We start from the raw sequence: 21,785 nt of genomic DNA, 5'->3' as shown, positions 1-21,785 counted from the left end.
CAGATACTGCGTGAAAAACAGGATGCATCTGTGCACCCTGTTATCATTTTCTATAAGTATCGATGATGCGGCGTATTTCCGCTGCATTCCTTGCGATTTCCGCCTGCGTCCCTTTCGTAAGCAAGCCGCCGAAGCCTACACAGGAAATCCCGTTTTCCAGCCATTCCTCTAAATTATCAAGACTGGCACCTCCACTTGCCATTAACGGCATTTCCGGAATCGGTGTTTGAATAATTTTTGCAAGCTGCGGCCCATAGAAATTGGAAATTGGAAAGGCCTTGATATAGGAGGCTCCAACCTCCAACGCCTCCAGCATCTCTGTAATGGTCGTACAGCCTGGTGCATATGGGATCTGATAGCGATTGCACATACGCGCAACCTCCCTGCTGAAATTCGGAGCAATGACGAATTTCGCTCCTGCCAGAATCGCCATACGGCAGGTTTCCGCATCCAGCACCGTTCCGGCTCCGACCAGCATAGTCTTTCCAAATTCATGATTCAGTGCCGCAATGACATCTCCTGCATTGGGGAGTGTATAGCTGATCTCCATCACATCAACACCACCCTGCAAACAGCCTCTTGCAATTTCCTTTCCACGTTCAATGGACTCCGTACGAACGATTGCCATAGCACCGCATGCCTCCATACGGTTCACGATATCTGCTTTAAACATGTTACAATTCTCCTTCCTGCGCATAGTGCTGCAGCATTGCCCGAATTTCAGCCAATACAGCCTCATCCGGCATGATGATTGGCTTTCTGCATTCTCCAGCCGCTATTCCAGCCATATTCATAGCAGCCTTTAATACTGACGGTATACTCCCCAGCTTCAACGCCTTACGCAAAGGCTCAATTTTTTCCTGCATCATCTGCGCCTCTGCCAGCTTTCCCTGTTCAAAATATCTAACGATAGCCACATCAATATCGGTTAGCAGATTACTGGTAGCTGCCACTGCCCCCTTTGCCCCCAGCTTCAACGCCTTAAGTATCAGGGAATCACTCCCACTCAGGACGGCAAACTCCATCCCCCTTGTTCGCTCTATATACTGTCTTATCTGTTCAATATTTCCACTGCTGTCCTTAATGCCGACAATGTTATCATGACCAGCAAGTGCTGCCACCGTTTGCGGTTCGATATTGTTTCCTGTATTTTTAGGAATATTATAAAGTATAATCGGTATGTCAACAGCATCTGCGACCGCTTCATAATGCTGTAAAAGCTCCTGCTGTTTCAGCGGTACAAGAAACGGTGTAATTACACTGAGTGCAGTAATACCCGTTCGTTGCAAAGCCTGTGACAGCTCGATAACCTCCTGTGTGGAATTACCGCCGCTTCCTGCATACACAGGAATTCTGTGATCAGCATATTCTACCACCATTGCGGCTAGCTTTACTTTCTCTTCTCTGCTTAAAACATGAAATTCACCGTTTGTCCCCAATATAAATATTCCATCAACCCCCTTTTGAATGAGACGTTCCACCAGTCTGCGTACCGCTTCCTCATCAATACAGCCATTTTTCATCGGTGTAATCATTGCAGTTATCATTCCTTTGACTGTCATTGCTGTTCCTCCCTTCGTGTGCGTTCACCAAGACTTCCTCCCGGATGCCATTTTAAATAATCTTTTCCTGTGATATTTTTGCGATATTGCAGCAGAACGCTGAGGCTCTGCAGCACAAGCAGCTCCACCAAAATACTGGCTCTCGGCGGTTTATTAAGACAATCGCCCTCCTGCTCCACATGAGCATACAACTGCGCATCACTGTTTGCATACAGCCAGGAATCTGCATTTCCACAGACTGCAATGATAACGGCACGATTTTGCTTCAGCGTCGTTACCGTCTGCTTCAGTTCCGCAGTATTCCCGGAATTGCTGATAACGATGACCACATCCTGCTCGGCCACCTGACCGGCACTTCCATGAACCGCCTCTGTCCCATCCAGAAAATAAGCCGGTGTACCGGTTGACGAGAGCAGAGATGCAGCATAGCCTGCAAGATGCGCAGGCTTTCCGATTCCCGTCACATGAATACGACAGCCTTTCTGTTCCGCTTCCTGAATGAGATCGCCAGCCATTTCCAGCTGCTTCATATCATATGCTTTCACCGCCTCGTGCAGCTGCGCCTCCGCAAGCCGCATAAAGCTTTGTATTTCTTTTGTATGCTCCATACTTCCTCCTTTTTATACAATCTGTTTCCGAAAGTTTCCATACACCTGAATTTGTGAGCTGACGATGACAAACGCTTCCGGGTCGGTTGTCTGAATCAGTTTCACCATATTCTGCATCTGATCCCTTGTCACGACACTGAGAAGGATTTCCTTCTCGGCCTTTGTATATGCACCAAAGCCGTTCCAGCAAGTGATTCCGCGCTCACTGTAAGCAAGCAGACGCTGACGCAAAAGAGCACTGTTCTCTGTAAAAATCATCAGCTCAACCTCGATATTTCTTTTATGGATACGATCCACGGCAAACGACAGCAGTGTAGAGCTGATCATAGAATACACAGCTGTTTGAAAATCATAAAATAGTAAACATAGCAGATAGACGGATGTATTCACCAGCATATAAATACTGCCAACGCTTCCCTTATTGCTCTGGGAAAGATAAATACCAATCACATCTATGCCTCCTCCACTTCCCTTTCCATTAAAGGTCATCACTGTACCAATCGCACATAAGAGTGAGCCAACAATGACAGCAACCAGCGGATCCTGCAGGAGCAGCTCACGCTGTACGGGTATCAAAGATAGCATCAGGCTCTGCACAGCAATCGTCAGCAGCGTCATTACGGCAAAGCGCCTGGATACATAATGAAAGGCAAACAAAAAAATGAGAATATTTAAAAGAAAATTGATGATTCCTGCGATATCGAAGGGAAACTGCATACCGCTGCATACCGTTACGAAATCTCTGAGCAGCTGAGCTATCCCCATGAAACCGGCACTATATACCTGTACCGGTATCAGAAACATATTCAGCGATATTGCAAACAATACAGAGCCAAGCAAAACCTGCAGGATATCCTTAACAGTTTCCTTCGTCATGTACATAAACCCGCTGAACGCGTTTTCCCATTCCACAGGTGACCTCCACTGCCGTTCCACCGGTTTCCCGGCCAAGCAAATTGGCGCTGATGCGCTGGGTTCCCTCACTGCCCAGCACGGTAACGGTATCATTTACCCTAACATCCGGGATATCAGTGATATCAATCATCATAACATCCATGCAAATTTTACCAAGAATACGTGTGCGTCTGCCGTGTACCAGTACATACACCTGATCCGATGCATACAGACACCGGGAATATCCGTCCGCAAAGCCCAGAGATACAACAGCGATGCGCATTGGCTTTGGCGTGATGAAGGTTCTGCTGTAGCCAATCCCCTCTCCCTGCTTGACATCACGTATTGCATAGATGCGTGCTTTCCAGTTAACAATCGGTTCCAGCTTCAGATATTCGATATCCGCATCCGATCCCAGTCCATACAGATACAGCCCCACCCGTACCATATCCAGATGCATTTCCGGATTGGTGAGTGTTGCCTTGGAATTGCAGCAGTGACGAATACCGGGATCTATCTGATCTTCTTCAAGACGGTGCAGCATATCACAGAACAGCCGATACTGCCGAGCAAGAAAGGCTTCATCCTGTAATGCTTTGCTGCCTGCTGTGGAAAAGTGTGTGTAAATGCCGGTAATCTGAAGCTGCGGAAGCTCATATAACGTCCGCACTTCTTTGTAGGCCTCTGCGATACGCTCCTCCTCGCATGCAATCCCCAGACGGTGAAAGCCGGTATCCAGCTTGATATGCATGGATAGGCGAAGCCTTTTCTGTTCACACAACTCTGCGATATGCAGGGCGTATGAATAGGACAGCGCACTGCAGGTAATATTCTTCTGTACTGCCTCCTCTATATTGCTGTCATCAAGAAAGCCGAATACCAGAATGGGAATCGTAATACCCTGATCACGCAGCTCTCTTGCCTCGTAAAAGGATGCCACTGCAAACCAGTCACTCATATCCTCAATGGCTTTTGCGATACGGACTGCTCCATGTCCATAGCCATCTGCCTTCAGCACAGCTAACAGTTTGGTATCCTTTGAAAGCAAAGCTCTTACTTTTCTTGTATTTTCTTTCAGCTGTTGCAGATTCACCTCTGCATAGGTGCGATAAGGTAATACCTTCATATATCGTTCACGTATGAAGCATGTTAGAAATGCCTCATACCTCTCCTTTCCTTCGCCTTTTTGAAAAAATGGATCGATGCTGTGCATAGACCCAAATTACATTAGAATATTCCGATCAGTACACCGAGCGCACATATAGCAGCCAGAATCAGTATGATTTTTACTGCGGATACCTTTTTGTTAAGGAGATAAACAGAGAGCAGAACCATACTCAATGGCAGTATGTTTTTCAATATTACATCCAGCACATCCGCCTGCAAGGCAATCTTGCTTCCCTTCCCCAGAACAAATTCAAGCGGTGAGGTCAGCGTAACATAGCTGGCAGCCAGTGCCCCAAGTGTAATTCCACCCAGTGTGGAGGTCATTGTTGTTATCCAGTTCAACTTGCCACTGGAGAAAATTTCCTGAATACCTTCTTTTCCTGTATGATAGGATTTCTTCAGGAGCCAGATGGCAAACGGCCAAACAATCGCTACCAGAATACCCTCCAAAAGGAAAGGCGCAATCAAATTACCTGTCTGACCGATACTGATACAAAAGGCAGTAACGATTGGCGCAATGGTACCGGCACGAACGGAATCTCCCAAACCTGCCAGCGGTCCCATCAGACCTGTTTTTAAAGAGTTGATTGCTTCATCGCTGATAGGTGCTCCATTGGCACGCTCCTCCTCCAGCGCCAGTGTGATACCATGAATTGCAAGACCGCAATAAGGCTCAGAGTTATAAAATTGCATATGCCGCTTACAGGCTGCTGTCAGCTCCTCCGGATTATCCCCATACAGCTTCACCAGCACCGGAGATATGGCATAGAAGAATCCGGGAGCCTGCAGCCGCTCATAGCTGACACTCGCTTCCTGAAAAAACACCCATCTCCACCAGACCTTCATGAGGTCTTTATTGGTAATTCTCTTTTCCTGTTTTACTTCATTCCTTGTTTCTTCCATGATTATTCACCTGTCCTTTTTGAAGATAGATCCGTATAGAAATAGGCAATGATGATTGCAAATAATGCTACAACGATCATTGAGAATCCCTGATAGGTCACCATCAGGAAACCCAGCAGAAAGAATAGAATAACCGATTTTTTTGACATCAGCATACGCAGTGTCATACCAATACCAACAGCAGGCAGCACACCGCCGATGACCTCCAGCATATGAAGCGGCATACCGGATAATGAATCAATTGCTGTTTTTGCAACATCTGCACCAAAGTATACGACCAGCGCCACCGGAATGGTCATCAAAAACGCAGTCGTAATCTGTGGCGGCCATACATGCAGGAAATTCATCCGTTTCACATCGCCGGTTTCCGCTGCCTTATCCATCATATGAACAAAGATACAGTTTTTCGTCATGTGTACCGTCCAAAGCAGATTACCCAAAAGACCGATCGGTACCGCCATGGATACCGCGACCTCCGGAGATGCACCACTGGCAAGAGCCAGCGCTGTCCCCACGATTCCTGCAAGCGCAGAGTCAGTCGGCATCGTACTGCCGACCATAATCACACCGATAAATGGAAGATTGATAGCAGAACCGATGATCAAGCCCTGCACAGGATCCCCCATGATCAAACCCACAATCGCCCCGTTTACCAGCGGCTGACGGACATAATTCCCCATGAATGCTGTCAGCCATGGCGTACCACTCTGACACAGGAAGTATAAAAACCCAATCAGAATCGCCTGAATTACATTTATATGCATACGTATTCCTTACGGCTGTTAGCTATACAGCCGTTTCTCCTTTCGTTTCAAATAATCTATTGTATTAAAGATATTTCCCTAAATCCTCAGCCTTTTCCGTAGGTACGACCTGTACCTTCATCAGCAGCTCCATCTTCCGCAGCTCTCGAAAAACCTCACGTTCCTCATCAGAAGCGGCAATATTTTTATAAAGCTTGCTTCTTCCGGCCTTCATCCCCATGCCGCCGACATTGAGATATTGCAGCTTTACGCCATTGTTCAGCAATGTCAGAATTGCCTGCGGTGTTTTGACCAGAATCAGAATTTTCTCCCCTTTTTCATCTGCCTTTAGATAGGCTGCAGCATCTGTATCATTGAATACCTTCAGGGAAATGGTTGATGGTATCAGTGATTTCATCATCATGACCACAAAGGTATCCTTGCAAAGCTCGTTGTCGATAATAACAACCTCATTGGCATCGCACTGCTTCAGCCAGGCAGTCATGACCTGTCCGTGAATCAGACGGTCATCAATTCTTGCAAATACAATCTGTTTCATAATTCTTCTCCTTTACGTTGTGCGAATTCTTCCATTCCCACGATTGACCTACAGCAGCGTTTCCAGAGGAATCCCTTTTTCTTCCGGAACGATTTGTATTTTCACCGATATACCGCTGTGATACAGTTTTTTTAATACATCCAGTTCTTCATCCGATGCACATATATTCTTGTATAGTACCTTTCGGTTTTCCCGTGCCCCCATACCGCCGATGATGATTTCATGAAGCTCGATGCCTCCCTCCAGCAACAGATAAAAGGTTTGCGGATACTTTGCCAGTAGGACAAGCCCGGCACCGTCATAATCTCGTAAATATGCAATACCTGCTTTTGTATCCAGCACCTGTATCTGAATTCCTCTTGGTACCACCATGGTGATAAAGGAGCGGATGAAGGTGTCGTGATAGGTTTCATCATCGATAATCAAAATATTTTTTGATTTTACAAAGCGTACCCAGGATGTCATCACCTGGCCGTGGATCAGTCTGTCATCAATTCGTGCCAATAGAATATTGCTCATAACGCTTCTCCTTTTACTGAATCATATCGGTATTAGAAACCTTGGCGAATTCTTCAAAAAACTCCTGAATCCCTTCCTTTCCGGCATTCTGTGCCAAATGACTGATCGCATCAAGATCAAGGTCTTGCATACGTCCGCTTAAGGCTTCCAGAATCATCGGCAGATTAGCACCTGACATAATCCGGTATTCATGTTTTCCCTGCAGAGCGCGATAGCTCATTGTCGCCTGATTATAGGGACTTGCCAGCAGCAAATCACAGAATACGACCACGCCGTCACCATCATCCAGCTGTACGATTTTATCTGTAAGTTCTTTTCCGAAGACATCGATGCTGGTTTCATGCAGAATGGAAATCGTATCAATGCGTTCCTGTTTTCCCGCAATCAGCTCAATGCTGTCAAGAATCCCTCTGGCAAAGCCTCCATGGGTTGCAATTAAAAATCCAACCATGCTTCCTCCTGACTAAAGTAATCAATTACTTTGTATATTCCTATGTGTTCTATAGCACGATGCAAGATAGCAAGCGTTCGATCAGGAAAGCGATTACATCTGCTACACTCATAGTTTAATCATCTCCTTTTCCGCTGTCAAACTGCACATGTTTTACACAAAAAAGGAATGTGTGGTCGTGAAAGGGCTATTATTTCTGTATGCTTTTTATCATCTGTAATTACTGTGTAACCATAAAACCGGGAAAGGACACATAAGGAAAACAGATGGAACACGTATCTTATTCATGTGTGTGCCTTAACAGGGAACAATCTACACTATTTTTCTTTTCAAATTGTAAAAGACTACAAAAAAAACGGGAAATTCCCGTCGCATTCTATTATTGTATTATCTCTACCTCATATTCTGATGAAACCGATCCGGCAGCTCTTGTGCCGCCTGTGCTTCCTGCAGCATTTCCACATAAGCCGCAAAGGCCCGTTCGGCAGACTGGTAGATACCGCTTTTTCGGATGATATTCGCCGGATATGTCCCCTCGATCAGCCAGTACTCATTCCCGGTATCACTCTCCAAAAGCCATACCTCACTATCGCCCTCTTCATCCGCAAAGCTCTCCACATACACAATTCGCTCCACAACCTCCGGCTTCAAAATTCCTTCTGCATAGCTGCGCAGCTGTTCCTTCTTCACTTTTTCATTCATAAACGCTTCCCTCTTTCCTTATTTTCTGTTGTCTTATGATCTTAGCTTATGCCAGATACTGCAATGCATACTGCACAAAGACAGCCAGGGACAGCAGCATTGCATCCTCATCAATATCAAATTGCGCATGATGATGCGGCCTTCCGGTATTACACGATTGGGAATTTCTGGAGCCGATAAACACATAGCAGCCCGGCACATGTGCTAAATAATCGGCAAAATCATCCGCCTGCATCATTTTCTCCTGATTATGAATCACCCTATCCTTACCGACCACTTTCTGTGCAAGCGGTGTAATCTCATCAATTACCTGTCCGTCATTGATCAGCGGTGCCGCATAATCCCGGAATTCCACCTGAGCACTCCCACCGTATAAGGCAGCAGTCTGCTGTGCTATCTCACCTACGCGCTGATTGATATAGGCTCTTGTCTGGGATGAGAAGCTGCGCGTTGTCCCCTCCAACAGCGCCTCCTTCGCCACAATATTATATTGTGTACCGGCATGCAGCGTACCGATTCCAACAACCGCGGTATCCAGCGGAGACAGCGAGCGCGATACGATGGACTGCAGATTTATCACAATCTGTGATGCGATATACAGCGCATCAACGCCCTTCTGCGGTGTGGACACATGTGCCCCCTTTCCCTGCACAATGATACGGAAATAATCACAGCTGGCATTGATTGGTCCCGGTGTCAGAGAGATTGTTCCCACATCCAGACTGCTGCACATATGGGCTCCATAGATACGATCTGCCCCATCCAGACACCCTTCCTCAATAAAGGTACGCGCCCCCTGTCCGATTTCCTCTCCCGGCTGAAAAAAGAAACGGATTTCACCGGCGAATTCATGTCTTCGCTCCTGCAGCAGCTTCACCGCATGCAGCAATACCGCTGTATGGGCATCATGACCGCAGGCATGTGCACAACCGGGATTCACACTGCGATAGGGCTGATCCAGCTGATCCTCCATAGACAGGGCATCCATATCCGCACGCAGAACGAGAACCCTTCCACTTCCTTTTTCTCCGCATATGCTGGCAAAAACACCGGTTTCTCTGATTCGACGATGCGCAACGCCAATGCGCGTCAGCTCCTCCTCTATTTTTGCGGCTGTCTGATATTCCTTCATGCTGGGTTCCGGATGCATGTGAAACCAGCGGCGAAGTGCAATCAAAGACTCCTGCTCTTTTTTTATCCACGTATCTATCTGCATACCTGCCTCCTGTAATCTTTTGCTTTCTGTCATTTAATCGACTGTCGAACGTGCTTCCGGCTGTTCTGTACAGCGAAGAAGCCGTCTTGCGTGATAAAGCTTATCGGAGTTCTTTTCCTTCTGAATTATAAACGTATGATGGAAAAATGGCAAGTCGTGATTCTGCACAAGCGCATCAAACAATACTGTATCTTTCCCTATACGCTCGCGTTGCAAAGGCTTCCGCAGGAGCTTTTATACCACAATGCCAGCTAAACATGCCGTGTGCAACATGGCTTTCCACACGTAAAGCCAAAGCAGCGAACGCATAAAAAACCGATTTATATTTGTATAATTACGCAGGAATGTTAAAATAAAGAAAAGGATGATTATCATGAAAAAACAGCTACGCACGTATCCTAAACCATACATCTATACCCTGTATTCACCATATGCACCGCATGAGGCGCTTCTCTTTTACAAACGGGACCGCCGGAAACAGCATTCCCGGTGAAAACTACGATTATGAGCAGGATACGTCCCTTTTTTATGATTATCCTCATCATCCTAAGCTCCTCATTCTTCCTTTCCTTCATCAATCGCTATGATAACAAATATCACAATGTACAGGCTCCGGTAAAAAATGGACAGCTTTTAAGCAGTCAGCTGAGGCTGGAGAATAATGCACTGTATTCTCTGGTGGATAACTGGCTGTTTTATCCACATATCTATCGCAATGCCACGACCAATCAGGATGCCAAAGGGGTCTATACCTATCTCGGCCAGTATCCGGATTTTTCCATGCGTGATGCAGCACGCTCGCCTTATGGTGTATCCAGCTATCAGCTGAGCATTCCGGCAACAGAAAGCGGACAGACGCTTGCAATCTACTTCCCTGAAATCGATATCGCTTCGGAAATATGGCTGGATGATACACTGGTTGCATCCAATGGCAATGTGAAAACAACGCCCATTAAGGCCCGCATACAAAATACCGTCATTACCTTTTCCACCGAACAGGCTCATACCCTTTATGTCATTGCGGCAAACGATACACATTATTACAGCGGTATGTATTATCCCTGCATAGTATCCACCCCGCAGGGGATACAGAGCATGATTCTGCGCAAAGTCTTATTTTACGGATTTCTTGTATTTTCCTCTCTGAGCACTGGATTGTATTCTCTGAATTTATGGATCAGAAACCGCAGAGACAGCGTATCCCGCTGCTTTGCGGCAGCTACCCTTGCCTTTTCTCTGTATGCATCCAGAGAGCTTCTCCGTATGTGGGGAATCTCTCATGTGACTGTATTTTATGTTTTCATGGACGCAGCTTATTTTCTTATGATGTATAAGATTCTGGAAATCAATACCCTGCTCTCTCCATTATCGAAAAAACATCTGCTTACCAGAGGAATGCGTCTGCTTTCCATCAGTATGTGTATTCTGCCCTTTGCCAACCTGTTTATGCTCGGCAAACATGCGGATGCTCTGCTTGCATATGGTTGGATCGTAGACGGCTTTAAATACATCAGTGTGCTCTATATTTTGTATACAACGCTATATGGGAGCCGATACCGACGCATGGAGCTTTGGCTTCTGGGAGCGAATACCTTTTATATTTTCGGTATTCTCTACACACTGCTTGGCGCAAATCTCTTTGAGCCGCTGCGCTTCGGATGGCCGAATGACTATTTCTCTTTTTTCATCGTCCTCTCTCTGGCAGCCCTCATGATTCAGCGCAGTGAACAGATGGCAAAGGAAAACGAACGCCTGAGCATCCATTTGCAGGAAACCGTGGAGCAGCGAACAGAGCAGCTGCACACACTGTTATGTGAGCGAAAGGCCATGCTGGCAGAATTTGCCCATGATCTGAAAGCACCGCTCAGCAGTATGCAGTCCCTGATCGAGCTGATTCGTATGCAGGATACCCTGATTGATGATGAGGTAGAGGATTATTTAAAAATACTGGAACGCAAGAGCACTGAATTGCAAAATCGAATGACGGTTTTGCAGAAATTCTCCTCCATGGATAAGGAAAGTCAGGATAAGCATGTTTTTGATCTGACACAGCTCCTGAAGCAGTTCCATAATTTCAACAAGGCAGATTGTGATGCGGCAGGAATCTATTTCCTGTATCTCTTCGACAAAGAGCCCTGTCCTGTATTTGCGGATGAGAAGCAGCTGACACGTTCGCTTGAGAATCTGCTGTACAATGCCCTGTCCTTCACCGAGATGAACGGTACCATCACACTGTCCCTTTCCACAGAGGGCAGCAATGCGCATATCATCATGGAGGATACCGGCTGTGGAATCGCACCGGAACGACAGGAACAGATTTTTCACAAGGGCGTATCCCTGCGGGATGATTCTACAGAGCGCGGTCTTGGTCTTTACATCACCAAAAGCATCCTTGCGGAGCATAACGGCTCCATCTGGGTGGAGTCTGACGGTGCGCACGGCTCTGCCTTTCATATCCTGCTTCCTCTTGCCTACAGCAACCTTCAAGAATCTGTCAAACCATAGGACAGAAGCTGGACATGTGTGACTCTTCAGCAATGACAAACTACAGCCCCCCTTATATAAATGTTGTTGAAGCTGAAAAGAGCAGCGAATTTCATGTAAGCACAAGAAGATACCTATACTAGCTTCACATGATAAATGACGCTATCATTAAGCAAATAAAAAACCTCGTGCGGTTGCATCTGCAGACCGTCAATACGAGGTTTTATTCTTATGCTGAAACGGGTGGTTCCACAAACTTATAGCCCTTTCCCCAGACCGTCTGAATAAACATATGATCACTCCAGGCCTCCTCCAGCTTTTTGCGCAGATTGGCTATATGTACCTGCACTGTATGTGTGGAATTCATATCCGGCATCTTCCATACCCGCTGATAGATTTCCGATATCGTATACACATGCTCCGGCGTCTGAGCCAGCAGCACCAGTATATCAAATTCCGACATAGTTAAGGGAACCCTGTGATCCTGGATCTGTATGGTTCTGGCATCCAGATTGATCTGCAATGGAAAAAAATTCAAAATCTTCTGTCTGGAGGGGATCTGGTAATACTGTCGTATCCTTGCCTGTATGCGAAGATACAGCTCTTCCAGAGAAAACGGTTTGGTAATATAATCATCCGCTCCCATCAGAAATCCATTCTTCAAATCCTCCTGTGAGGAAAGATTCGTCAAAAACACGATGGGTACCGAGCTGAAGCTACGAATTTTCCGACACAGATCAAACCCGCTTTCCCCTTTAAGAAGCACATCCAGAACGATACAGTCAATTGATTCCTTCTTCAATATCTGAAGACCTTGTGATCCACCGGTGGCAGTAAATACATCCTCATCGTTCTTTCGCAGATATTGCTCTGCAGCAAACAGTACATCTTTATCATCATCAATGATAAGAATCTTATGCATGATCCATCCTCCATGTCATTCTTATTGTATATTGTATCAGAAAATTGAATGACAAAACATGTAAAGGCGGAAGCTTGAAGCTTTCTTGAACATTTAGGAAATTTGGAAAAAGGCTTTGGCATTGTCATAGAATATCTTTTGAAGTGCTTCTTCATCCAGACCGCTGACAAGTACCTTCTGCATTTCCACGGACGGATGATGAAACGGACCATCTGTGCCAAACAGGATACGATTTGCACCGACACTCTCGTATGCCTCTTTGATTTTCGTATGCATCGGCATACCGCTCATTTCCAGATACAGATTCGCATAGCGACGCGCCATTTTCAGGCTTGCATCGATATACACACCGTGTCCGTGCCCCATATGAATCATCATCACCTTGACGTTGGGAAAGCGCTCTGCGAGCAGTGCAATACTCCAGGGAAGGGAATAGGGTGGATGTCCGCAGTGAATACAGACAGGTACATGATAGTGCTCGGCCATCTCCATCACCGGATCCACGCATACATCATCCGCCACAAAGGCATGCCGCAGCGGATTCAGCTTTACTGCCTGAAAGCCTTTCTCCAGATACTGCTTCAGCAGCTGTGTGCAAGTTTCCTCCAGCGGATTAACATACACAGCACCAAGAAAACGATCCGGCCATTCACATAATGCCTGGTATACGGCCTCATTATTCTGGGAACAGATGACCGTTTTCTCGATTTCATAGGTATCCATCAGCTCGAGAAGCTGTTTTGGAGTCGCCGCCACATTCGCCCAGCCTCCGATTTCTCCAATATGGGCATGTGCATCTATTTTCTTCATACGCGATTCTCCGCAAGGCACGAAAGCAGCTTCGTGCGGGACAGCATCGCAGATAACACAGTAAACAGGATGAGTCCGATGATTGTCTGCATACAGATTCTCGGAACAGAGGCAATCGCTGGTACAACCCCGGTCAGAGGTATTTTAACAAGTGTATATGCAGCGATTTGAAAAACTCCTCCCGCTCCCGCTGCCATCAGGCTGTTTTTGTATCGTGAATTCTCCAGCAAAAGTCCCATAATCCAGCCCATGGCATATTTTATAACGAAGGTGGGAAGCACCCAGACAGCGGCACCGCTCAGTAAATCGGATAAAGCACCACCTAGACCACCAGCCATCGCTCCCTGCTTTCTTCCCAGAACCATTACCCCCAGAAAAATCATACAATCCCCCATATGCGTATACCCTCCGGTTGCCGGATTCGGCATCTTTATAATATAGGTTGCGGTAAATATCAAAGCTGTCATAAGTGCCGTCATTGCCAGCTCTTTTGTCTTTTCATGCTGCATACAAGCTCTCCTCTCTATGAAATTGGTTACATTCTACCATTAAACTGTATATTAAAAAATGAACAGTTTCATAAAAATAAAAGATAACAGTTTGTGACGCTGTAAAAACAGAAGCAACCCGGAACAATCGCACAAAGCTCGACTCCGCAAATCATAAGCTAAAAAACACCACTGCCCTTTCATAAAACCGCTCAGACAGTGCCACCCCAGAGTGATTCACGTATTTCCGTCATACGCTATTCAAAGCAGCTTTCTTTGTCTATCACGGCTGTTTCTCTCCATGACGCATGGAAATTCCTATAAAGTAAAAAAAAGGAGGTATGGCTACTAAAAAACCATGACCTCCTCCATACTACATTTCAATAATTGAAAACCAACACAACCATACGTTAGAAGAACCAGTGGAAGATATCAGAAATAATCTTGTGAGCTGTTTCCACAATCTCCGTGATGATCGTCCCCGCTGTTTTCTGTACTGTTATTTTCACATCCTTTTGTGTACCATAGGATACGGTAAACTCTGTCGGCTGTTTTCTTGTGATTTTATATCCCTTCGGCGTTTTCAATTCCTTTTTGGTAAAGGTATATGTATCATTCACCTTCCCCTTTTCACTACGCAGCTCCTGTGTGGAGATCGTTCTTCCCCATGCGTCAACATAAGCTACCTGCAAAACTGCTTCCTTTTTTGCAAAGCTGACAATGATGTCATGCTCTTCCTTCGGCTGTAGCTTAAAGGTCGTGCTTGCCGGTGTATATACGCTTCCATCCTGCCAGATATAGGTACGATAGCTGTCGTTGACATTCATATCGGCAAGTGCATAGCGACCATTTTCATCGGTTTTAACCGTATATGCCTGATCCGTTGTTAAATTGCGGATAGCGATTGCGGCATTCTTAAATACCTTTCCATCCTCATCCCTGACGATACCTGTCAGAGTGACCACCGGCTGCAGGGTTATATTCTTCTCCACTGCATTATTTACCTGCAGCTTCCATGTATAATCGCCAAGATACTTCACATCGCCCTTTGTAAATGGAGCGACATAAACGATATATTCTCCAGGCTTTACAGCAAGCTCATAGAACCCGTTGTCATCCGTTGTTGCATAAACGGATTTCTCTGTTTCATGGCTCTTAAACTGAACCTTCGCATGGGAGATCGGCTGTCCGCTCACCTTATCCAGGATTGTACCGCTGACCCTCTTCGTATAATCCTTGACAGCTTCCCGGATATCGAAATCCTTATTAACAGCATCCCCATTGATCCACTCTATGTTCGCCTGTTCAAATACGTCTACCTGATCTTCTGAAACAATGATGGAATCCTTACCGAGCTTTGTATTATTAAAGATACCACTGCCCGCAATCTCAGGGAGGGTTCCCTTGAATTCGATGTGTTCCAGATCCGTGGCATGTGCAAAGAATTCTGCATCTATGTACTGGATACCTGCTGGAATGATGACACGCTTAACTCCTGCCGGGATTCCTTTACCGCCCTTAACAAGACGGGTGACGTCTTTCCCGTTCAATGTGTCCGGAATGACGATTGCTTCCTCATTGCCGGCGTATTCCTTAATGTCTCCACTGACTTTGCCGGATACAAGCGCACTCTTGAACGCAGATACATGGAATACAAATTCCTTTGTCTGCGCTTTTCTTCCCAATGCATCCACAACCTCAGCCTTTACACGGTGCTCACCAACAGAGAAGAACTGTTCAAAGTTCTCATAGTAAACATAACCGTTGCGGTCCACTTTTCCTATGGATGTGAAAACCTCTTTGCCGTTATCATACCAGATTGTCTTGCCTGGATTATCCCGATCGGCTTCCATGACCGTACTCTGTACGAATGTTACCTTATATGTTTTTTCAATCGTATCATTCTGTTTCATACCGGAATAGGTTCCTGTTACAGTTACCTTGTCTGCGGTAGGTGCCAGCGGTACCTTGATATTGACATAGGTATATACATCCGGATTGGATGCGCTGGATACCTTGACCTGTGTATAGCTTCCAGTGCGCTCATCACATTTTATCGCTTTTATGTTTCCTGTTTTGTCAACCGTGATCAGGCCTTCCTTATTTGTTTCATAAACCAGCTCTTTATTTGTTGCATCCGCATTTACGACTGCTTCCAGCTGTAATGTGCTGCCTGGTGCCAGATGTACCATCTTTTTATTGATTTCACCAAGCGTGATGGAGGTTACCGGTACTTCTTTTTTCACAGCCGTACGGTAATATCCGGCAGAGCTTACCGATGTATTGGCTCCTACCCCCATACTGACTTCAAAGTAATATTCACCCTTTGCGACATCCACATGGAACTGTACGCCGGTTTCCTTCGTACGTGCATCCTCCAGCTGACTCATATCCTCTGGATTTACTTCGGCTACAGTCTTTCCGCTCTTATCCTTTACGCTGACACGGAAATCGTCTTCCATCCAGCCTCGTGATGCTTTTCGCATACCGGTTTTCCCGTCCTCCGGCGATACTCCGTTATTACGAAATTCCACCTGTAAACGAACACCGTCTGACGTCTCTTCTTCCTTTGTCACGTGAAAGATACCGCCATAATTCGGCTTGGTCAGCTTCGGTGCACTGCCATACTCCACCTGTTCCATGTCGGAAGCATCTTGCAAATCCTTTTCGGTCGTAAGAACTGCATTATATATGGCATCGTATTCCTCCTGCGTCAGCCGCAGCTTTTTCGGGAATGCACCGGTACCGTTCACCTGCTTCGCTTCATAGACAGCAGCCTTGAAGGCACGCCAGGATGCCGTGGTATAAATCTCGTTATGCAGAGGCTCCTTTTCATCAACCAGCGCTTTCATTGCGGCATAATCCACATCGTCGCATGCCACCAGCTTATCCATAGCTTCCTGCGTATATTTCACCTGCTTGCGATAGTCCTCATCGGTTGCGCCTTCCCGGTTATAGATGATTTTTGCACTGTTAATACGGGAGGATAATCCTGCAGCATTCCAGCTTTTGGTCGTGTAGGCTTCCTCTTTGCACGCTTCTGCTTGTGCTATGATATCCGCCAGTGCTTCCTTTGCGGACTTTTCATTGCTGGCAGTGCGGTAATAGCCTGCTGAATTGACTGTGGTATTCGCACCTGGTCCCATGCTGGCATCGAAATAATATTCTCCGTTTGGAAGTGTTACTGTAAATACCACACCGGCTTCCTTATTGGATTTTCCCTGCAATGGTGACATTTCATCATTTTGAACCTCTTTGACCGTATTTCTGTCCGCATCCTTCACCTGAACATAGAAGGAGCTGTCCATATAGCTTCTCACAGCACTGCTCTTTCGCGTCTTACCATCCTCCGGAGACAGTCCGTTGTTTAAAAATTGCACGCTCAGCGTTACGCTGTTTTCTGCTTTTTCTTCCTTTAGCACCTCAAAAATACCGCCATATCGCGGAGAGGTGAGACGCGGGGCTTCTCCATATTCCACCTGTTCCAGATCCGTGGCATCCTGCAGTGCCTGTTCTGCATCAAGGACAGCATGATAGATTTCATCATATTCTGCCTGTGTCAGGCGCAGCTTCTTTGGAAAGGCACCGGTGCCGTTTACCTGCTTCGCTTCATAAACAGCCCCCTTGAAGGCACGCCATGACGCGGTGGTATAAGTGTTGTTATGGAGCGGTTCTTTGGCATCTACCAGCGCTTTCATTTTCGCATAATCCACATCATCGCAGGCGATCAGCTTGTTGATGGCTGCTCTGGTATATTGCACCTGCAACAGATACGCATCATCCCCTGCTCCTTCGCGGTTGTAAATCGTCTTTGCATTGGAAATGCGGAAGCTCAGATCAGCAGCTGTCCAGCTTTTGGTCGTATAATCCTCCTCTTTGTAGGATTCTGCCTCAGCGATGATGTCCGCAAGCTCTTCCTTCGCTGTTTTGACACTCGTTTCCTTATATACCTCCAGCTCCGCTACAGTCACAACATGAGCAGCATAGGAATCCGCTGTTTGCGGTATATCTATTTTTATGTATTTCGCTTCTGCAGGCTGGAAGGTGATCTCCTTCCAGTCAACCGTATTCGGCTCCTGTATGCTACCCTCTGCCACCTTCGTATAGCTGCTGCCGTCAATGCTTACAGAAACTGTACAGGCTGAAGGACGGCCGTTTCCACTGTTTTTTCGCGGATACAGACGAAGCTTACTGATGCTTTGTGCCTCTTTCAGCTCTATTATAAAATACTGTGGAATTTCATCTCCTGTTACCGGGTGATTATAATCGCTATCTACATAGGTATCAAGATTATTATCCCATACATTTGCTACAGGCGTGGAGCCATGAAATGATTTTGCAGTAATACCGGCGATTTCCGAAGCTTCTATTTTTGACTGCACAGCTGTACGCAGCTCTGCAGAGGAAGTATTGGCAAAGGCTGTCACCATCTGACTGCCTACACCGCTCAGTAATACAGTACCTGCCAGGAATGACTTACCGATCGTTTCCACATGCCTGTAAGATTTCGTTTTTGTTTTCATAATACCTTCCCTTCATTTTTTCATTTCTTATCATCAGAATTTCTAACACATGCCCTGCTTATTTGCATCTGCTAACCGTTTTTTTTCTTGACCCGTTTTTCCATCTCCTTCAATGAAATCAATTCTGAAGCTCATCATCTCTGCAAAGCTTTCCTGTCGGTATGCCTCATCCATACCCAATTAAGAACATAAAAGGGTTTTACAGAACTGATTCCTTTTTTCTTCATGATTCCCATCCGTAACCCCTTACATCACAATTCCATCGTATTTCAAACTATTCTCGAAAACAATGCTTTTTTTAGTAATCGTTTTGCACTTTTTAATAATTTTTACTTTTTACCCCATTTTTCATAAAACGCTTTCAAAATATAATATTATATATAAATAATGATAAAAAAGGTAATAAATAACTGTTTACATAGTAAAATATGACAGATATGTGACGCACGGTTTTCTTACATAGCAACTGCTGTACGGACTTTTTTATGCTGTATTTCACACGTATCACACGAGCTGGATAGAAGGCATTTTCTCAAAGCTTTCCTTATGGTTAGAAAAATCAGGAAACCTTTCCTTTTCAATATTCACACCCTATTCGATTATGCATTGTTAAAGGCATATTGCCATTCGATACAGCATCACCAAAGCTTCCTTCCTTTCCTTATATGTATGTATAGAAAAAAGGATGGGTTACGTATCTACTGTAAAAAGCAGTACACCCCACCCTTTCCACTTTGGTTAGAGCTTATATATATCCTTTACTTTCTAGAAAAAAAGACGTTTTCCAAGCAAATCACATCCACCCTTGAAATCATCTTTTCTTTTTCGCGTAATAGCTCACACATTCCTTCTACGAAATGCTGTGCTGCTCAGTGTTTCTGTATAAACTGTACAAAGGCCTTGCACTGCTCTTCCAGAAAGGGCTCGCTTTCCTTTAAGGTAAGCCTTCCATCCACTACCTGCTCCAGTGCGTTAGGGATCGTAAGCCGCGGCACATTCATAACCCTCATATTGAGAAAGCTCAGCAGGGTGACCAGCTGATCCTGTGCAATCAGCGTACCAGACATACCGGGTGTAATGCCGCTTACGGCTGCCGGCTTCCCATTCAAAACCCGCAGCTGTGCTTCATCCGGACGGGACATCCAATCCAGGAAATTTTTTAATGCTCCGGAGATGCCATGATTGTATTCCGGTGAAAAGAACCATATGCCATCCGCTTCCTGAAGCTGCGCTCGCAGGCGCTGTACAGCAGCAGGCGCCGGAAATTCAATATCCTCATTCATAAAAGGTAAATCCTGATAATCGAGTAGTTCAAATACAAGCTCATCACCGCAAAGAGCTGCGGCTGCTTCTGCCAGCTGACGGTTCAAGGATGCTTTGCGAAGAGATCCGACTATGGCTGCAATTTTTATTTTTTTCATAAGCTGCCTTCTTTCTATATCTGTATTCTAGTCTTGCGTCATGGAAAGCACAAGATATATGCCTGAAATCCTTTATTCTCGCTTCAGTATATGCGATTATCTTATGTTTATGCAAATTACTCAAATATGACATAGTATTGTCATATTATGTCTGTTACAATGGAGTCAGAAAGGAGGGATCGCATGCAGATACAGAGAATGTTTGAAATTGTTTATATCCTTTTGCAGAAGCGAAGAGTAACTGCGAAGGAGCTGGCAGAGCATTTTGAAGTCAGTACGCGTACAATCTACCGTGATCTTGACGCACTTTCCATGGCAGGAATACCGCTGTACACCAACAAGGGGCATCAGGGTGGTATTTTTTTGATGGAGGATTATGTACTCCACCGCTCCATGTTCAGCGAAGAGGAGCAGCAAAAGCTGATGGCTGCCTTGCAGAGCTATCACATTGCAGACCCACAGGATGTGGATTCCCTGCTTACCAAGCTGAGCTCCACATTTTCCGCAAAGCTGACCAACTGGATCGATGTCGACTTTGTTGACTGGGGAGCTGATCGCAGTGCCAATCGCAAATTTCTTCTGTTAAAGGATGCAATTCTGGAGAAGCAGGTAATTCAGTTTACCTATCATTCCTCCTACGGTGCCAGCTCTACACGGACGGTTGAGCCATTGCAGCTGCTGTTCAAGGGATCCGCATGGTATCTGATCGGCTACTGTACACAGAAACAGGCGCAGCGTTATTTCAAGCTGAATCGCATGGAGAACCTGCAGCATACAAAGGAACACTTTCAACGGGAGCTGGATACATCCAATCTGCCGCATGATCAGAATGAATATAAAAAGGATTTGATCCATCTGGTTCTGGAAATGAAGGAGAGTGTCGCCTATCGCATCTTTGATGAATATGATTCCTCCTGCTTTCAGCGAAGAGAGGATGGAAGCTTTCTTGTTACCATTGATTTTCCAAAAAGCGAATGGGTATACGGCTATCTCATGTCCTTCGGAGATTCCTTACGCATCCTAAAGCCTATAGATATACGAGATGAGGTAGTGAATAGAATGCGAAATGCAGTAAAGCAGTATGAGTAATATGACATACAGATGTCCTATATGGTGTGATAGGATATAGGAAAGGAGATGAAAGCGATGGAAGCGAATGCAAAGCTTGACTATAAGAAAAAGTATAAGGACCTCTATCAGCCGAAAACCACGGGTATGCTGATCAATGTAGCGGCAATTCCCTTTCTGATGGTGGATGGCAAAGGAAATCCGAATGAGGAGGATGGTGATTACAGCAAGGCGATGCAGCTGCTTTACGGTATCACCTTCACCATCAAAATGAGCAGAAAGAAGGCCATAGTGCTAAAGGGCTATCATGATTATGTGGTGCCGCCGCTGGAGGGACTGTGGGAAATGAAGGGAATCAAGGGAGTGGATTACTCCCGTAAGGAAGATTTCCTGTGGACATCCATGCTCCGCCTTCCGGAATATGTTACAGAGGATGTGTTCGCATGGGCATGCGAGGAGTTTCATAAAAAACACCCGGAGGCAGATATCAACAGCGTACGGCTGGAATGGTATGAGGAGGGGCTCTGCGCCCAAATTCTGCACAAGGGCTCATATGATGAGGAACCGGCTACGCTAAAGAAGCTACATAGCTTTATTGAAGAAAACGGCTACTGTGTGGATATCGGCTCTCCTGCAGCCAGCGGACAGCTTAGAAAGCATCATGAAATCTATCTGGGAGATCCGAGAAAATGCAAGCCGGAAAATCTGAAAACGGTATTGCGCATACCGGTAAGAAAACAATAAC

Annotated in this window: 20 protein-coding genes; 3 read left to right on the top strand and 17 right to left on the bottom strand. The window is 45.7% G+C overall.

All coding sequences use genetic code 11. The features are described from left to right. Positions 1 to 43 precede the first annotated feature (43 nt). The 12 genes from NE665_RS12555 to NE665_RS12500 form a co-directional block, all read right to left on the bottom strand. Positions 44 to 673: a ketohydroxyglutarate aldolase gene (locus tag NE665_RS12555; RefSeq protein WP_117443425.1), complete on the bottom strand. Its 630-nt coding sequence runs from the start codon at positions 671 to 673 to the stop codon at positions 44 to 46. A gap of 1 nt (position 674) precedes the next feature. Further along, positions 675 to 1,562 carry a 4-hydroxy-tetrahydrodipicolinate synthase gene (gene dapA, locus NE665_RS12550; protein WP_117443426.1) on the bottom strand — a complete coding sequence of 296 codons (888 nt, stop codon included), beginning with the start codon at positions 1,560 to 1,562 and terminating at the stop codon, positions 675 to 677. Further along, positions 1,559 to 2,170, bottom strand: coding sequence for an SIS domain-containing protein (locus NE665_RS12545; protein WP_117443427.1), 612 nt, complete (start codon positions 2,168 to 2,170; stop codon positions 1,559 to 1,561). The genes dapA and NE665_RS12545 overlap by 4 nt, the downstream gene beginning before the upstream one ends. Positions 2,171 to 2,182: 12 nt before the next feature. Next, on the bottom strand, positions 2,183 to 3,082 hold the full coding sequence (locus NE665_RS12540; RefSeq protein WP_117443428.1) for a YitT family protein: 900 nt from the start codon (positions 3,080 to 3,082) through the stop codon (positions 2,183 to 2,185). After that, a complete protein-coding gene (gene alr, locus NE665_RS12535; RefSeq protein ID WP_233104661.1) occupies positions 3,027 to 4,190 on the bottom strand; it encodes an alanine racemase in 1,164 nt (387 codons plus the stop codon). The genes NE665_RS12540 and alr overlap by 56 nt, the downstream gene beginning before the upstream one ends. 101 nt (positions 4,191 to 4,291) lie before the next feature. Then, complete coding sequence (locus NE665_RS12530) at positions 4,292 to 5,134, bottom strand: PTS system mannose/fructose/sorbose family transporter subunit IID (protein WP_117443430.1); 843 nt, start codon at positions 5,132 to 5,134, stop codon at positions 4,292 to 4,294. A 2-nt stretch (positions 5,135 to 5,136) separates the two neighbouring features. Further along, positions 5,137 to 5,898, bottom strand: coding sequence for a PTS sugar transporter subunit IIC (locus tag NE665_RS12525; RefSeq protein WP_002605817.1), 762 nt, complete (start codon positions 5,896 to 5,898; stop codon positions 5,137 to 5,139). 64 nt (positions 5,899 to 5,962) lie between these two features. After that, positions 5,963 to 6,436 carry a PTS sugar transporter subunit IIB gene (locus NE665_RS12520; protein WP_117443431.1) on the bottom strand — a complete coding sequence of 158 codons (474 nt, stop codon included), beginning with the start codon at positions 6,434 to 6,436 and terminating at the stop codon, positions 5,963 to 5,965. A gap of 48 nt (positions 6,437 to 6,484) precedes the next feature. Next, the gene (locus NE665_RS12515) at positions 6,485 to 6,955 is read right to left on the bottom strand and encodes a PTS sugar transporter subunit IIB (protein ID WP_117443432.1); all 471 of its coding nucleotides are present in this window, start codon (positions 6,953 to 6,955) and stop codon (positions 6,485 to 6,487) included. A gap of 13 nt (positions 6,956 to 6,968) precedes the next feature. After that, entirely contained in the window at positions 6,969 to 7,406 is a 438-nt protein-coding gene (locus tag NE665_RS12510; protein WP_117443433.1) for a PTS sugar transporter subunit IIA, read from the bottom strand. A 393-nt stretch (positions 7,407 to 7,799) separates the two neighbouring features. After that, positions 7,800 to 8,108 (bottom strand): hypothetical protein, encoded by a 309-nt coding sequence (locus NE665_RS12505; RefSeq protein WP_117443434.1) that lies wholly within the window; start codon positions 8,106 to 8,108, stop codon positions 7,800 to 7,802. Between the two features lie 46 nt (positions 8,109 to 8,154). Then, complete coding sequence (locus tag NE665_RS12500; RefSeq protein WP_117443435.1) at positions 8,155 to 9,324, bottom strand: amidohydrolase; 1,170 nt, start codon at positions 9,322 to 9,324, stop codon at positions 8,155 to 8,157. 489 nt (positions 9,325 to 9,813) lie between these two features. Between NE665_RS12500 and NE665_RS12495 the strand changes: the two genes are divergently transcribed. Continuing rightward, the gene (locus NE665_RS12495; RefSeq protein ID WP_256302548.1) at positions 9,814 to 11,829 is read left to right on the top strand and encodes a HAMP domain-containing sensor histidine kinase; all 2,016 of its coding nucleotides are present in this window, start codon (positions 9,814 to 9,816) and stop codon (positions 11,827 to 11,829) included. A 208-nt stretch (positions 11,830 to 12,037) separates the two neighbouring features. On the opposite strand, the gene NE665_RS12490 is transcribed toward NE665_RS12495, so the two are convergent. The 5 genes from NE665_RS12490 to NE665_RS12470 form a co-directional block, all read right to left on the bottom strand. Continuing rightward, a complete protein-coding gene (locus tag NE665_RS12490; protein ID WP_117443437.1) occupies positions 12,038 to 12,730 on the bottom strand; it encodes a response regulator transcription factor in 693 nt (230 codons plus the stop codon). Between the two features lie 93 nt (positions 12,731 to 12,823). Next, entirely contained in the window at positions 12,824 to 13,540 is a 717-nt protein-coding gene (locus NE665_RS12485; protein ID WP_117443438.1) for an amidohydrolase family protein, read from the bottom strand. Then, a complete protein-coding gene (locus NE665_RS12480; RefSeq protein WP_117443439.1) occupies positions 13,537 to 14,049 on the bottom strand; it encodes an ECF transporter S component in 513 nt (170 codons plus the stop codon). Before NE665_RS12480 ends, NE665_RS12485 begins: the two co-directional genes overlap by 4 nt. Positions 14,050 to 14,438: 389 nt before the next feature. Then, positions 14,439 to 18,551 carry a carboxypeptidase regulatory-like domain-containing protein gene (locus NE665_RS12475; protein ID WP_117443440.1) on the bottom strand — a complete coding sequence of 1,371 codons (4,113 nt, stop codon included), beginning with the start codon at positions 18,549 to 18,551 and terminating at the stop codon, positions 14,439 to 14,441. 869 nt (positions 18,552 to 19,420) lie between these two features. Beyond that, the gene (locus tag NE665_RS12470; protein WP_117443441.1) at positions 19,421 to 19,972 is read right to left on the bottom strand and encodes an NAD(P)H-dependent oxidoreductase; all 552 of its coding nucleotides are present in this window, start codon (positions 19,970 to 19,972) and stop codon (positions 19,421 to 19,423) included. 183 nt (positions 19,973 to 20,155) lie between these two features. On the opposite strand from NE665_RS12470, the gene NE665_RS12465 reads away from it, so the two are divergent. Together NE665_RS12465 and NE665_RS12460 are read left to right on the top strand one after the other, a co-directional pair. Next, positions 20,156 to 21,061 (top strand): YafY family protein, encoded by a 906-nt coding sequence (locus tag NE665_RS12465; protein WP_117443442.1) that lies wholly within the window; start codon positions 20,156 to 20,158, stop codon positions 21,059 to 21,061. A gap of 57 nt (positions 21,062 to 21,118) precedes the next feature. Then, positions 21,119 to 21,784, top strand: a complete 666-nt coding sequence (locus NE665_RS12460; protein ID WP_117443443.1) for a GyrI-like domain-containing protein — start codon at positions 21,119 to 21,121, stop codon at positions 21,782 to 21,784. The last annotated feature ends 1 nt before the right edge of the window (position 21,785 follow it).

It is taken from the genome of Clostridium sp. DFI.1.208, from assembly GCF_024463855.1.
GTDB lineage: Bacteria > Bacillota_I > Bacilli_A > Erysipelotrichales > Erysipelotrichaceae > Clostridium_AQ.
Note: the sequence above shows the minus strand (reverse complement) of the source record. Positions and strands in the feature narration are given on the sequence as shown.